The 12,436-nt window shown below is 69.3% G+C and carries 10 protein-coding genes; 6 read left to right on the forward strand and 4 right to left on the reverse strand.

Annotation, left to right across the window (positions count from 1 at the left end):
* Positions 1–138: 138 nt before the first annotated feature.
* Together BLW75_RS13635 and BLW75_RS13640 are read left to right on the forward strand one after the other, a co-directional pair.
* Complete coding sequence (locus BLW75_RS13635; RefSeq protein WP_034316387.1) at positions 139–1,761, forward strand: PucR family transcriptional regulator; 1,623 nt, start codon at positions 139–141, stop codon at positions 1,759–1,761.
* 59 nt (positions 1,762–1,820) lie between these two features.
* On the forward strand, positions 1,821–2,186 hold the full coding sequence (locus BLW75_RS13640) for an SSI family serine proteinase inhibitor (protein WP_034316385.1): 366 nt from the start codon (positions 1,821–1,823) through the stop codon (positions 2,184–2,186).
* Between the two features lie 163 nt (positions 2,187–2,349).
* On the opposite strand, the gene BLW75_RS13645 is transcribed toward BLW75_RS13640, so the two are convergent.
* The 3 genes from BLW75_RS13645 to BLW75_RS13655 all read right to left on the reverse strand — a co-directional run bounded on the left by BLW75_RS13645 (position 2,350) and on the right by BLW75_RS13655 (position 5,733).
* Complete coding sequence (locus tag BLW75_RS13645) at positions 2,350–3,903, reverse strand: DUF4153 domain-containing protein (RefSeq protein ID WP_034316383.1); 1,554 nt, start codon at positions 3,901–3,903, stop codon at positions 2,350–2,352.
* A gap of 118 nt (positions 3,904–4,021) precedes the next feature.
* Entirely contained in the window at positions 4,022–5,053 is a 1,032-nt protein-coding gene (locus tag BLW75_RS13650) for a HAMP domain-containing sensor histidine kinase (RefSeq protein WP_034316381.1), read from the reverse strand.
* Entirely contained in the window at positions 5,050–5,733 is a 684-nt protein-coding gene (locus tag BLW75_RS13655; protein ID WP_034316444.1) for a response regulator transcription factor, read from the reverse strand. The genes BLW75_RS13650 and BLW75_RS13655 overlap by 4 nt, the downstream gene beginning before the upstream one ends.
* A 241-nt stretch (positions 5,734–5,974) precedes the next feature.
* Between BLW75_RS13655 and BLW75_RS13660 the strand changes: the two genes are divergently transcribed.
* From BLW75_RS13660 to BLW75_RS13675, 4 genes are read left to right on the forward strand one after another with little or no spacing between them, the layout of a single operon-like run.
* Complete coding sequence (locus tag BLW75_RS13660) at positions 5,975–7,546, forward strand: NCS1 family nucleobase:cation symporter-1 (protein WP_034316379.1); 1,572 nt, start codon at positions 5,975–5,977, stop codon at positions 7,544–7,546.
* A complete protein-coding gene (locus tag BLW75_RS13665; RefSeq protein WP_034316377.1) occupies positions 7,497–8,339 on the forward strand; it encodes a nitrilase-related carbon-nitrogen hydrolase in 843 nt (280 codons plus the stop codon). Before BLW75_RS13660 ends, BLW75_RS13665 begins: the two co-directional genes overlap by 50 nt.
* Complete coding sequence (gene hydA / locus BLW75_RS13670) at positions 8,339–9,724, forward strand: dihydropyrimidinase (protein ID WP_034316374.1); 1,386 nt, start codon at positions 8,339–8,341, stop codon at positions 9,722–9,724. The genes BLW75_RS13665 and hydA overlap by 1 nt, the downstream gene beginning before the upstream one ends.
* A 10-nt stretch (positions 9,725–9,734) precedes the next feature.
* On the forward strand, positions 9,735–10,724 hold the full coding sequence (locus tag BLW75_RS13675; protein ID WP_034316443.1) for a TIGR03842 family LLM class F420-dependent oxidoreductase: 990 nt from the start codon (positions 9,735–9,737) through the stop codon (positions 10,722–10,724).
* Between the two features lie 66 nt (positions 10,725–10,790).
* On the opposite strand, the gene BLW75_RS13680 is transcribed toward BLW75_RS13675, so the two are convergent.
* A complete protein-coding gene (locus tag BLW75_RS13680; protein ID WP_034316372.1) occupies positions 10,791–12,281 on the reverse strand; it encodes an FAD-dependent monooxygenase in 1,491 nt (496 codons plus the stop codon).
* Between the last annotated feature and the right edge of the window lie 155 nt (positions 12,282–12,436).

The following is a 12,436-nucleotide window of genomic DNA, read 5'->3' on the forward strand; positions in this document are numbered from 1 at the left end:
CCGCCCTCCTGATCGCCGGTGCTGCTCCCGGTCGAGTCTGGGCGCGTGCGCCACACCGACGCCATCGGCAACGTGTACGGACTCCCGGCCCCGGCCGTACAGTCTGTCTCCAGCGTTGCCGAACCGGGTGGGAGGCCGATGTACCCGACCGTCGCCGAAGTGCTCGCGCTGCCGGTGCTGCGTCAGGGCAGGCCCCATGTGGTGGCGGGGGCGGCGGGGCTGGACGCGCCGGTCCGCTGGGCGCACGTCGCCGAAGTCGCGGACATCGCCCCGTTGCTGCGGGGCGGGGAACTCGTGCTCACCACCGGGGTCGCGCTGCCCGACGACGGCGCCGCGCTCGCCAGGTACGTCGCCGATCTGGCCGGTGTCGGAGTCGCGGGGATCGTCGTCGAACTGGTCCGGCATTGGAGCGAGAAGCTGCCGCCCGCGCTGGTCGACGCCGCCGACCGGCACGGTGTCCCGCTGATCACCCTTTCCCGCGAGACGCGCTTCGTGTCGGTCACGGAGGCGGTGAACGGGCTGATCGTCGATGCCCAGGTCGACGAACTCCGCGCGGCGGAGCGGGTCCACGAGACCTTCACCGCGCTGACGGTCGCCGGCGCCGAACCCGGCGACATCCTGCGCGAGGTCGCGAGGCTCACCGAACATCCCGTCGTACTGGAGACGCTGTCGCACGAGGTCCTCGCCTACGACACGGCGGGGACCGACCCCGGCGAACTGCTGCCCGGCTGGCCGTCCCGGTCGCGGCCGGTACAGGTCGGCGAGCGGACCGGCTACCACCCGGGCGCGGGCTGGCTGATCACCGTGGTCGGCGCGCGCGGGCACGACTGGGGGCGGCTGGTCGTCGTCTGCGGGGATCCGCCGCCGCACCGGCACGTCGTGGTCGCCGAACGCGCGGCGTCCGCGCTCGCGGTGCACCGGCTGGTCGCCAAGGACACCGACTCCCTCGAACGCCAGGCACACCGCGCGATCCTGACCGAACTGCTGGCGAACCCGGTGCCGCCCGCCGAGCTGACCGCGCGGGCCTCGGCGCTGGGTGTCCCGCTGACGGGACGGCTGCTCGTCGGGGTCTCCGTGCGGCCACGGATCACCGTGACCGCCAAAACCGCGCAGTCGACTCCGGTGCTGCTGCGGGAACTCGCCGAGGCGACCGTGCTCGCCGCCCGGCACGCCAAGGTGTCCGCGCTGGTGGCCACCGACGACACCCAGGTGCGCGCGCTGATCGCGCTGTCGCCCGAGGCCGGGGTCGACGCGGTACTGAAGCGGCTGGCGAACGACGTCCACGAGGCCCGCGCCGGGGCGCCCGCCGTGGTCGCGGTCGGGACCACGGGCGGCGGGCCCGCCGACGCGCGCCGGACGCTCGTCGAAGCCGCGCAGGTCGCCGCCGCGGCGCTCACCGAGAACGTCGACCGGGTGGTCCACCGGCTCGACGACGTCCGGTTGCGCGGACTGCTGCATCTGCTGGCGGGCGACGAACGGATCACCGCGTTCGCCGCGCGGGAGCTCGGCCCGCTCCTGAACCGGGACGCCGCACAGGGCAGCAGACTCGTCCAGGCGTTGAGGCATTACTGCGAGCACGGTGGCAACAAGTCCGCGGCGGCCGCCGCCGCGCACACCTCCCGCACCGCCTACTACCAGCAGCTGGCCAGGATCGAGCAGGTCCTCGGGGTACGGCTCGAAGATCCGGAGTCGATGCTCTCGCTTTATGTCGCTTTGCTCGCGCACGACATTCGAAAAGCCGACGACCACACGTCCGAGTGAGCAAATATCACCCGAGCGTGGAACACAGTGACCGGGTCACGTCAGCCGATAGGGTTGATATGGCTTTCTTCGAACCGATCAGCGCCTGCGTACTCGCGCTGGCCTGTATGGCACCGGCGCACCCCGCCGAATCCACGTTGCAGCTGACCAGCCACGACACCAGGGGCCGGGTCGGCACCGTCTCGCTCACCTGCGGACCCACCGGGGGCTCCCACCCCGGGCGCGGGAACGCCTGCGCCAAACTGTCCGAAGTGGACGGAGAGTTCGACCGGCTCCGCCCGGAACCGCGGGCTTGCACCCTCGAGTACGCCCCGGTGGACGTCTCCGCGGTCGGCAAATGGCGCGGTGAACCGGTCACCTACCGCACCTCGTACGCCAACCGCTGCGTCGCCGACGCCGAGTCGGCAGGCGTCTTCACCTTCTGACCACGCCCAGCCGACACCGTCACGCGGTCGCCCCGAACCGTTGGCACGAAAGACTTCACCCTCTGCCCGCCGGGCCTCCCCCTCGGTGGCCCGGCGGCGCCGTTCACCGCGGCCTTGATCGCCCTCACCCCCACGAGGGCGATCAAGGCCGTGGTGTCACGACTCAAGAACGGGGCAGGTACCGGCACCCGATCCCGTCCTTCGCGGCAACGGGGGTCTGACGCGCGAGGGACCGGCTCAGGTTCCATTCGCGCCAATCATCTTCCGAAATTCCCGTCACGACCGGTCTGAGCACGCAGGACCGCAGCGGCTCCGGAAGCCGGTCGGCCGAGGGCACGACGTCGGCGGAAAACCTTGAGAGGTAACCGGTGTCGAGCGTCTTGCCGTGTGCGAGCCGGTCGATGTTGCGGTCGGCGATGAACCGTTCCGGATCGAGGACGGCCAGCCCGAGCAGCGCCGCGACGGCGGCTCCGATGGCCGCGCGCGGCAGCCAGGCCGACCGCAGCGGGATCAGGGATACCAGCACCAGCACGAAGATCAGGCCGATCCAGAGTTCGCAGACCTCGACCAGCAGCCGCAGCACGGTGAACCCGTACGCCTGCTGATATGTCCACATGCGACTCAACGCCGACGCGACCAGCACCAGGCTGAGCACGCTCAACGCGCCGAGCAGCCCGCGCTGCCAGGCGCGGTCGGCCGCCGACGACTTCGGTGCCCACCGCAGCGCGGCGGCGACCAGCAGCAGGGTCAGCACGGTGATGGCGGAGAGCTGCCAGAACCCGCTCCTGGCGTATTCGGCCGCGGTCAGGCCGCTCGTGGCCAGGACATATTCGGTGCCGCCGAACAACACGACCAGGCGGACCACGACGAAACTGGTGAACAGCGCCACCAGCACCCCCAGCGGCAACGTCCATTCGAGCCGGTGCGCCAGGCGTTTGCGCGGCGCGTCGTCGTCCGCCGGCAGCGGAGGCGCCGCCAGCAGGTAACACGCCCCGGTCACGGCGACCGCGGCCACGGCGAAGAAGAATCCCCAGCGCACGAACGTTCCCGGGCTCAATTCGGGGATCACCGCGTCGACGACGTTCGCGAACGCGGCGTCCGCGCCGCGCAGCAGCGGCACGAACACCAGCAGCAGCAAGGCGCTGGTCAGCACCGGCACCAGGAACCTCGGCTTCGCGCGGCCTTCCTGTTTCTTGCCGAGCTTCACGAGCCCGCGCCCGATCCACGGGAGCGAAAGCAGCGCTTCGATCGGGACCGCGAAGACGTCGTAGATGATCGTGTTCATCGTGCGTTTCCCGACCACGGCGAGGGATCCGGCGACGAGGGCGGCCAGCACGCACAACACGTTCAGCCACACCGACGCCCGGAACATGCCGACCGCGAGCAGCCCCAGCGCGGCCGCCGCCCAGACCGCGTTGACCAGACGGAAATGCGGTTCGGCGTCGCCGCGGGCGCGTTTGTCGGCGAAGTAGACGGCCACCGCGAAGGCGAGCCCGGCCACGAACCAGCCGGCTCCGGGCTCGTCCGGCATGGCGAAGGCGGCGATCAGCCCGGCCGCGACGGCCGCGGGCAAGACGGAGCCGGGCAACGGGACGATCGCCGACTTGGGCGGCACGCGGGGCCGCATCAGCACCGGGAGCGGGGGCGCGGCCGGCAACGTGGTGGTCGCCGACGGGGGCGACGCGTGCGCCTGCCGGTCTTCTCGGTCTTCGCTCATCTAATCCTCCAGTTTGCGAAAGCACATATCGAGGTGCGAGGAGGGCTGAAGGGCCCCTTCACCTCATCTCATGCGGTGAAGGACGCTTTCGCCCCATCACATGCGGGGAAAGTCCCCTTCAGCCATACGGAACGGGGATCACGACGCGGATGACACAGCCCGGCCGCTGGTCGGGGGTGACCACGGCGATGCTGCCGTCGTGGAGGTCGACCACCCACCGCGCGATCGCGAGACCGAGACCGGTGCCCCCGCCGCCCGCCCGCTCGCCGCGGGTGAACCGCTCGAACACGCTGTCCCGCTCACCCGGCGGGATCCCGGGGCCTTCGTCTTCGACCTCGATGACGACGTCGGCCTCGCGGGCCTCCGCCCGCACCCGGACCTCTCCCCCCGCCGGGCCGTGCCGGACGGCGTTGTCGAGCAGGTTGACCACGACCTGGTAGAGCCGCCCGCGGTCGGCGACGGCCGTCGCGCCGGGCGGTTGGACATCGACGGAGAAACGCACTCCGCGGCCGGTGGCCCCCGCTTCGGTGGCGACCTCCTCCAGCAGCAGTTCGAGATCGAACTCCTCCAGCTGCAACGGGAACGCGCCCGCGTCGATCCGCGAGAGATCCAGAAGTTCCGAAACAAGCCTGCCGAGCCGTTCGGTCTGCTGCAGCGCGGTCTTCAACGTCGCCGGATCGGGTTCGGCGACGCCGTCGACGAGGTTCTCCAGCACCCCGTTCAGCGCGGTGATCGGCGTGCGGAGTTCGTGGGAGACGTTCGCGATCAGCTCGCGGCGGCGCTGATCCGAGGCATCGAGGTCGGCGGCCATCTGGTTGAAGGCGTGCGAAAGCTCCCCGACCTCGTCGCGGGCGGTCGCCCGGACCCGCCGGGTGTAGTCGCCCTTGGCCATCGCGCGGGCGGCGGCGGTCATCTCGCGCAGCGGCCTGGTCATCCCGTGCGCCAGGATCTGCGAGGTGACCACGGCGAGCACCATCGCGGCGATCGTGGTCCGCGGCGGCAGCCAGCCGATCTGCCAGTTGAAGAAGGCGAACGCGATACCGCCCGAGGACACCAGGAGGATCGCGAGCTTGAGCTTGATGGAACGGACCGCGTCGAGCGGTCTCGGGAGCGCGTCGACGACGCGGCCGAGCAGCGGGCGCAGCTTCACGATCCCACCTCCAGGGCGTAGCCGACGCCGTGCACGGTGCGGATGAGGTCCGCGCCCAGTTTGCGGCGCAGCGCCTTGATGTGGCTGTCGACCGCGCGGGTGCCCGAGCCGGTGCCCGCGACGTCCCAGTCCCAGACCTCACTGAGCAGGCGTTCTCTCGGCTGCACCGCCCTCGGGCGCTTGGCGAAGTGGACGAGGAGGTCGAACTCGATCGGCGTCAGCTGGGCCTGGTTGCCCGCGCGCGTGACGCGCCGCTGGTCGACGTCGATTTCGAGGTCACCGAGGACGATCTTCGTGCCGGCGTCGCTCACGTCGGTCCTGGCCGCTCGTTCGACGCGGCGCAACAGCGCGTGCACCCGTGCCGAGAGCACCCGCATGGAGAACGGCTTGGTGAGGTAGTCGTCCGCGCCGACGCCGAGACCGATCAGCATGTCCGTCTCGTCCGACCGGGCGGTCAGCATCAGCACCGGGACCGGGCGGCGGGCCTGGATCCGGCGGCAGACCTCGAGCCCGTCGAACCCCGGCAGCATCACGTCGAGCACCACCAGATCCGGTTCGCGCTCGGCGTCGGTCTCGACGCCGGACGGGCCGTCGTGCGCCAGGTCCACGGTGAATCCCTCGGCCCGCAGCCGCGCGGCGATGCTTTCGGCGATGGTCGCGTCGTCCTCGACGACCAGCACCCGGCGTCCTCCCAGTTCCATGGGGATGACTGTAAGCACCGGCCGTGGAGACCATCCGGGTGCGCTGTGGAGATCCTGTGGAGATGTTTCGGCCGGTTTGCCGGATTACTACGTCCGTGTGTGTGACGCAGGTCATGCACCAGGAGCCCGCGAATGCAATCGACAGTCTGCGCTCCGACGCCCTCAACAGTGAACAGTCTGCCAGTCCCACCCGCGCGGCGCGGGCGAGCACGATTCCGCAATGGAGCCGACGGCACGCGGTACGCAGCACGTGCATCCTGATGGCCGGGTGGAACTCGGCGAGGTCGAGTCCTTGAAGGACAGCCGCTTCTACAACGAAGAACTCGCCCCGGTCCCGGTCGAAAAGCGGACCTGGACCACGTACACCTACTTCGCGCTGTGGATGGGCATGGCGCACAACATCCCCTCCTACGCGCTCGCGGCGTCACTGATCGCGCTCGGGATGAACTGGGTCCAGGCACTGCTCACGATCACCATCGGCAACCTGATCGTGCTGATCCCGATGCTGCTCAACAGCCACGCCGGGACGAAGTACGGAATCCCCTTCCCGGTGTTCGCCCGCGCCTTCTTCGGGATGCGCGGCGCGAACCTGGCGGCGCTGCTGCGGGCGTTCATCGCGTGCGGCTGGTTCGGCATCCAGACCTGGGTCGGCGGCGAGGCGATCTACATCATCGTCGGGCGGCTGGCCGGATCCGGCTGGAAGAACTCCACCGTCGTCCTCGGCCAGCACTGGACGCTGTGGTTGTCGTTCGGGGTGTTCTGGGTGATCCAGATGCTCATCATCTGGCGCGGGATGGAGGCGGTCCGGAAGTTCGAGAACTGGACGGCGCCGCTGGTCTCGGTCGGCTTCCTGATCCTGCTGGGCTACGTGCTGATCAAGGCGGGCGGCCTCGGCCCGATCTTGGCCGAACCCGGGAAACTCGGCTGGGGGCCGGACTTCTGGAAGGTGTTCGCCCCGGCGCTGATGGCGATGATCGCGTTCTGGTCGACGCTTTCGCTGAACATGCCGGACTTCACCCGGTTCGGCGGCAGCCAGGGCAAACAGGTCCGCGGCCAGATCCTCGGCCTGCCGACCACGATGACGTTCATCGCGATCGTGGCCATCCTGACCACCTCGGGCGGCAGTGTCCTCTACGGCGAGCAGATCTGGGACCCGGCGAAACTGGCCGACCGGTTCGACTCCCCGGTCGTCGTGGTGGTCGCGCTGATCGCGCTGGTGCTGGCGACCGTGTCGGCGAACCTCGCGGCGAACGTGGTCAGCCCGTCCTACGACTTCTCCAACGCGTTCCCGAAGAAGATCACCTTCGCCGTCGGCGGGCTGATCACCGGCATCATCGGCATCCTCATCCAGCCGTGGCGGCTCTACTCCGATCCGAACATCTACATCTTCGCGTGGCTCGGCTTCTACGGCGGCTTGCTCGGCGCGGTCGCCGGGGTGCTCGTCGCCGGCTACTGGGTGATCAACCGCACGCGCCTCAGCCTGCGGGATCTCTACACCGAACGCGGCATCTACTGGTTCAACGGCGGCTGGAACTGGCGGGCGCTGGTCGCGACGCTGGTCGGTGCCGTCCTCGCGGTCGGCGGCGCGTACGGCGGGCCGTTCCCCGCCGACGGGCTGATCCCGCTGCTGAAACCGCTCTACGACTACAACTGGGTCGTCGGCCTGGCGGGCGCTTTCGTCGTCTACCTGCTGCTGTCCCTGCCCGAACGCAAGCGCACCACCGAAATCGAGGAGGATGCAAGTGAGCGACGTGGTCCGAGCCGGATTGATCCAGCAGCGGTGGACGGGTGACAAGGAGTCCATGATCGCGAACGCGGTCGAAGCCATCGGCAAGGCCGCTTCGCAGGGCGCGCAGGTCGTCTGCCTGCAAGAGCTTTTCTACGGCCCGTACTTCTGCCAGGTGCAGGACACCGACTACTACTCCTACACCGAAGGCATCCCCGACGGGCCCACGACAAAGCTCATGCAGGAGGTTGCCGAACGCCACGGCGTCGTGCTGGTCGTCCCGATGTACGAGGTCGAGCAGCCCGGCGTCTACTACAACACCGCCGCGGTGATCGACGCCGACGGCACCTACCTCGGCAAGCACCGCAAGAACCACATCCCGCAGGTGAAGGGTTTCTGGGAGAAGTTCTACTTCCGGCCCGGGAACATGGGCTACCCGGTGTTCGACACCGCAGTCGGCCGCATCGGCGTCTACATCTGTTACGAGCGGCACTTCCCGGAAGGCTGGCGCGCGCTGGGCCTGGCGGGCGCGAAGATCGTGTTCAACCCCTCGGCGACCAGCCGGGGCCTTTCGGAGTACCTGTGGCGGCTGGAGCAGCCCGCGGCCGCCGTCGCGAACGAGTACTACGTCGGCACGATCAACCGCGTCGGCGTGGAACCCTTGGGGGACAACGACTTCTACGGTCAGTCGTATTTCGCGGACCCCCGCGGCCAGCTCGTCGGCGAAGCCGCGTCCGACACCGAGGAGGAGATCGTCGTCCGCGACCTCGACATGGCGAAACTCGCCGAAGTACGGGATCTGTGGGCCTTCTACCGAGACCGGCGTCCCGACAGCTACGGACCCCTCGCGGAGGCGTGATGACCACCCTCATCAGCGGCGGGCAGGTGCTGTCCACGGCGGGCGCTTCGGCGGCGGACGTCCTCGTCGACGGCGAGACGATCGCGGCCGTCGGTGCCCCCGGCACGCTCGGGCCCGCCGACTCGGTCATCGACGCCACCGGGAAATACGTCCTGCCCGGCGGTATCGACGCGCACACGCATATGGAGATGCCGTTCGGCGGGACGCATTCCGTCGACACCTTCGGCACCGGGACGACGGCGGCGGCGTGGGGCGGGACGACCACGATCATCGACTTCGCCGTCCAGGCAAAGGGCACCTCACTGCTGTCCACTATGGACAAATGGCACGAGAAGGCCGACGGCAACTGCGCCATCGACTACGGCTTCCACATGATCGTCTCCGACGTCAACGACTCTTCGTTGAAGGAGATGCAGGCCTGCGTCGACGGCGGGGTCGGCAGCTTCAAGATGTTCATGGCGTATCCGGGGGTGTTCTACTCCACGGACGGCGAGATCCTGCTGGCCATGCAGAAGGCGCGCGAGATCGGCGCGACGATCATGATGCACGCGGAGAACGGCATCGCGATCGACCAGCTGGCCGCGCAGGCGTTCGCCGCCGGGAAGGTCGACCCGGTGCAGCACGGCCTCACCCGGCCGCCGGAGCTGGAGGGCGAGGCGACGTCGCGCGCGATCCAGCTGGCCAAGGTGACCGGGGCGCCGCTGTACATCGTGCACCTGTCGGCGTCGCAGGCGCTGGCCGCCGTCGCGGAAGCGCGCGACACCGGGCAGAACGTCTTCGCGGAGACGTGTCCGCAGTATCTCTACCTGTCCATCGAAGATCTGGCGAAACCGGATTTCGAGGGTTCGAAGTACGTCGCCTCTCCCCCGCTGCGCGATAAGTCGCATCAGGCGGATCTGTGGCGAGGACTGCGCACCAACGATCTCTCGGTGGTGTCGACGGATCACTGTCCCTTCTGTTTCAAGGACCAGAAGGAACTCGGCCGCGGTGACTTCCGCGCGATCCCCAACGGGATCCCCGGCGTGGAACACCGGATGGACCTGCTGCACCAGGGTGTCGTGGCGGGTGAGCTCACCCTCGGCCGCTGGGTCGAGACCTGCTCGACCACCCCGGCGCGGATGTTCGGGCTGTACCCGCGCAAGGGGGTCATCGCGGCGGGTTCGGACGCGGACATCGTCGTCTACGACCCCGCGGCGAAGCAGACCTTGTCGGTCGAGACGCACCACATGAACGTCGACTACTCGGCCTACGAAGGGATGGAGATCACCGGCAAGGTCGAGACGGTGCTGTCCCGCGGCCGCGTGGTCGTGTCGCCGTCCGGCTTCTCGGGCAGTACGACGCACGGGAAATTCCTCTCGCGCGATCTGAACCAGTACCTGAACTGAGGCGGTGGCCGTGGACTTCGGAATTGTTCTCCAGACCGATCCGCCCGCACGCGACCTGGTGCGGCTGATGAAGGCCGCCGAGGACCAGGGTTTCCGCTACGGCTGGACATTCGACTCGTGCGTGCTGTGGCAGGAACCGTTCGTCATCTACTCGCAGATCCTGGCGGCGACGTCGTCGATGATCGTGGGCCCGATGGTGACCAGCCCGGCCACCCGGGACTGGTCGGTGATGGCGTCGACCTTCGCCACGCTCAACGACATGTACGGCAACCGGACGGTCTGCGGGATCGGCCGCGGCGACTCGGCGCACCGGGTGGTCGGCATGCCACCGTCCACTTTGGTCACCGTGCGCGACTGCATGCACGTGGTCAAGGAACTGGCGGAAGGACGCGAGGTCCTGTTGCGGGACAAGCCGGTGCAGATCCCGTGGATCCGCAACGGCAGGCTTGAGATGTGGATGGCGGGATACGGGCCGAAGGCGCTGAAGACGGTCGGCGAGCACGCCGACGGCTTCATCCTCCAGTGCGCCGATCCCGCGATCGCCCGGTGGACCATCGGCTCCGTCCGTGAGGCGGCGCGCGCGGCGGGACGGGATCCGGCCGGGATCACGATCTGTCTCGCGGCCCCGGCATACGTCGGCGACGATCTGGCGCATCAGCGGGAGCAGTTGCGCTGGTTCGGCGGGATGGTCGGCAACCACGTCGCGGATCTCGTGGCGCGGTACGGCGATTCCGGACCGGTGCCCCGCGAGCTGACCGACTACATCCGCGAGCGGCAGGGCTACGACTACTCGCACCACGGGCGGGCGGGCAATCCGTCGACCGAGTTCGTCCCGGACGAGATCGTGGACCGGTTCTGCCTGCTCGGGCCGTCTTCGGCGCACGTGGAACGCCTGGAGGAGCTGGCTTCGCTCGGTGTCGACCAGTTCTCGCTGTACCTGATGCACGACCAGCGCGAGGAGACCCTGAAGCGCTACGGCTCGGAGGTCATCAACCGCTGACGACTCGCAATCAGTCACCTACTTGCGCGCGAACCAACGCAAGTAGGTGACTGATTGCGTGGGGGGTCAGCCGAACCAGGTGGCGAGGGCCTCACGCAGTCCGTCCGCGTCGGTGTCGCCCGCCCAGGCGACGTAGCCGTCGGGGCGGATCAGGAGGACGTCGGCGGGCCGGTCCTCGGCCTTCGCGGTGTGGACGTCCACACGTCCCTGTGCGAGTTCGCGGAGTTCCGGCCGCCCGGCGAGGTCGAGCAGGACCGGCCGCGCCGTCCGCAGCAACTCGGCGACGCTGGTCGGGCCCTCGTCGGTCTCCAGCGCGAGATCCGGGACGAACATGCCGGCGAGCGGGTGCCCGGAGCCCGGCATCGGATAGCGCGTGTCCGTCCCGGCGACGTGGGCGGACAGCCGTCGCGCGGCCTGCTCGTCGTCCAGCAGTTCCTGGAAGACCGCGCGGAGCGCTTCGGCGGCTTCGTCGTGCCCGCGGCGCAACGCGACCTGCGCCCGGGACTGCAGGAGCGCTCGCGCACCGGCGGCGTGCCGTTCCGCGTGGTAGGTGTCCAGCAGTCCTTCCGGCGCCCGGCCCTGGATCTCCGCGGCCAGCTTCCACGCCAGGTTGACCGAGTCGGACATGCCGACGTTGATCGCCGTGCCGGTCGAGGGCAGCAGGTGGGCCGCGTCACCCGCCAGCAGGATCCGCCCTTCGCGGTAGCGCTCCGCCTGGCGTGCGGAGAACTGGTAGCGCGAGAGCCGGACCGGGTCACCCAGCGGTACGTCCCCGCCGAGTACCCGCCGGATGCTGTCCCCGAGTTCGGCCAGGGTCATCGGCACGTCGTCGTCGAGCTCGCCGGGATCGTCCTCCGTCGTCTGGATGAACACGATCCCCGGTGTCAGCGAACCGAGCGCGAACACGCCGGTGTCGGTGCGGGTGAAGCCCGCCTCGATCCGGCCCAGCTCCGGCGTCTCGATGTCGCCGTTGTCGTGGACGGTCAGCCCGTCGGGGATCTTGACCTGCCCGATCCGGTTGACCTCGGGGTAGGTGGTGCCGGGGAAGCCGATCCCTGCCATCGAGCGGACGGGGCTGCGCCCGCCGTCGCAGCCCACCAGGTACGGGGCGGTGACCTCGTACGATCCGTCCGGGCCGCGCACCTCGGCGGTCACCGACTCGTCGTCCTGGCGCAGCCCCACGACCTCGTGGCCGCGACGCACTTCCGTGCCGAGCTCGATGGCGTGCTCCTCGAGCAGCCGCTCCAACGACTGCTGCCGTACCGAAAGCGCCTTCAGCGGCGGCTCCTCGAACCGGGTGAGGTCGACGTGCACCCCACCGAACGGGAACCGGTGCGGCTGGACGGGGTCGGTGACGAGCCCCCGCACCCGGTCCAGCAGACCGCGATAGTGCAGCAGGTCCAGGATCTGCCCGCTGAGCCCGTGGGCCTTCGGAGTCGTCCCCTGTTCCGGCCGCCGTTCCAGGACCAGCGGGCGCGCACCGGCCAGCCGAAGTTCGGCGGCCAGCATCAGACCGGTCGGGCCGGCACCCACGATGATCACGTCGACGTCCGTCAAATCTTCACTCCTGTTCGGCCTGTTCTTGCTACGGCCGAGGATTCTGCGGCACCACCGGGGTCTTGCCGCAAGCCCCCCGGTGCGCTATATGTTGAACATGGAGGGGCGTACCCCACCATTCTTCCGGGTACGAGCACCAGGGATCGCGCGCCCGC

The organism is Amycolatopsis lurida, assembly GCF_900105055.1.
Classification (GTDB): domain Bacteria; phylum Actinomycetota; class Actinomycetes; order Mycobacteriales; family Pseudonocardiaceae; genus Amycolatopsis; species Amycolatopsis lurida.

Coding starts and splice junctions, on each gene's coding strand:
- BLW75_RS13660 (WP_034316379.1), top strand. CDS start 5,975: ATGGAGCCGACGGCACGCGGTACGCAGCACGTGCATCCTGATGGCCGG.
- hydA (WP_034316374.1), top strand. CDS start 8,339: ATGACCACCCTCATCAGCGGCGGGCAGGTGCTGTCCACGGCGGGCGCT.
- BLW75_RS13640 (WP_034316385.1), top strand. CDS start 1,821: ATGGCTTTCTTCGAACCGATCAGCGCCTGCGTACTCGCGCTGGCCTGT.
- BLW75_RS13645 (WP_034316383.1), bottom strand. CDS start 3,903: ATGAGCGAAGACCGAGAAGACCGGCAGGCGCACGCGTCGCCCCCGTCG.
- BLW75_RS13635 (WP_034316387.1), top strand. CDS start 139: ATGTACCCGACCGTCGCCGAAGTGCTCGCGCTGCCGGTGCTGCGTCAG.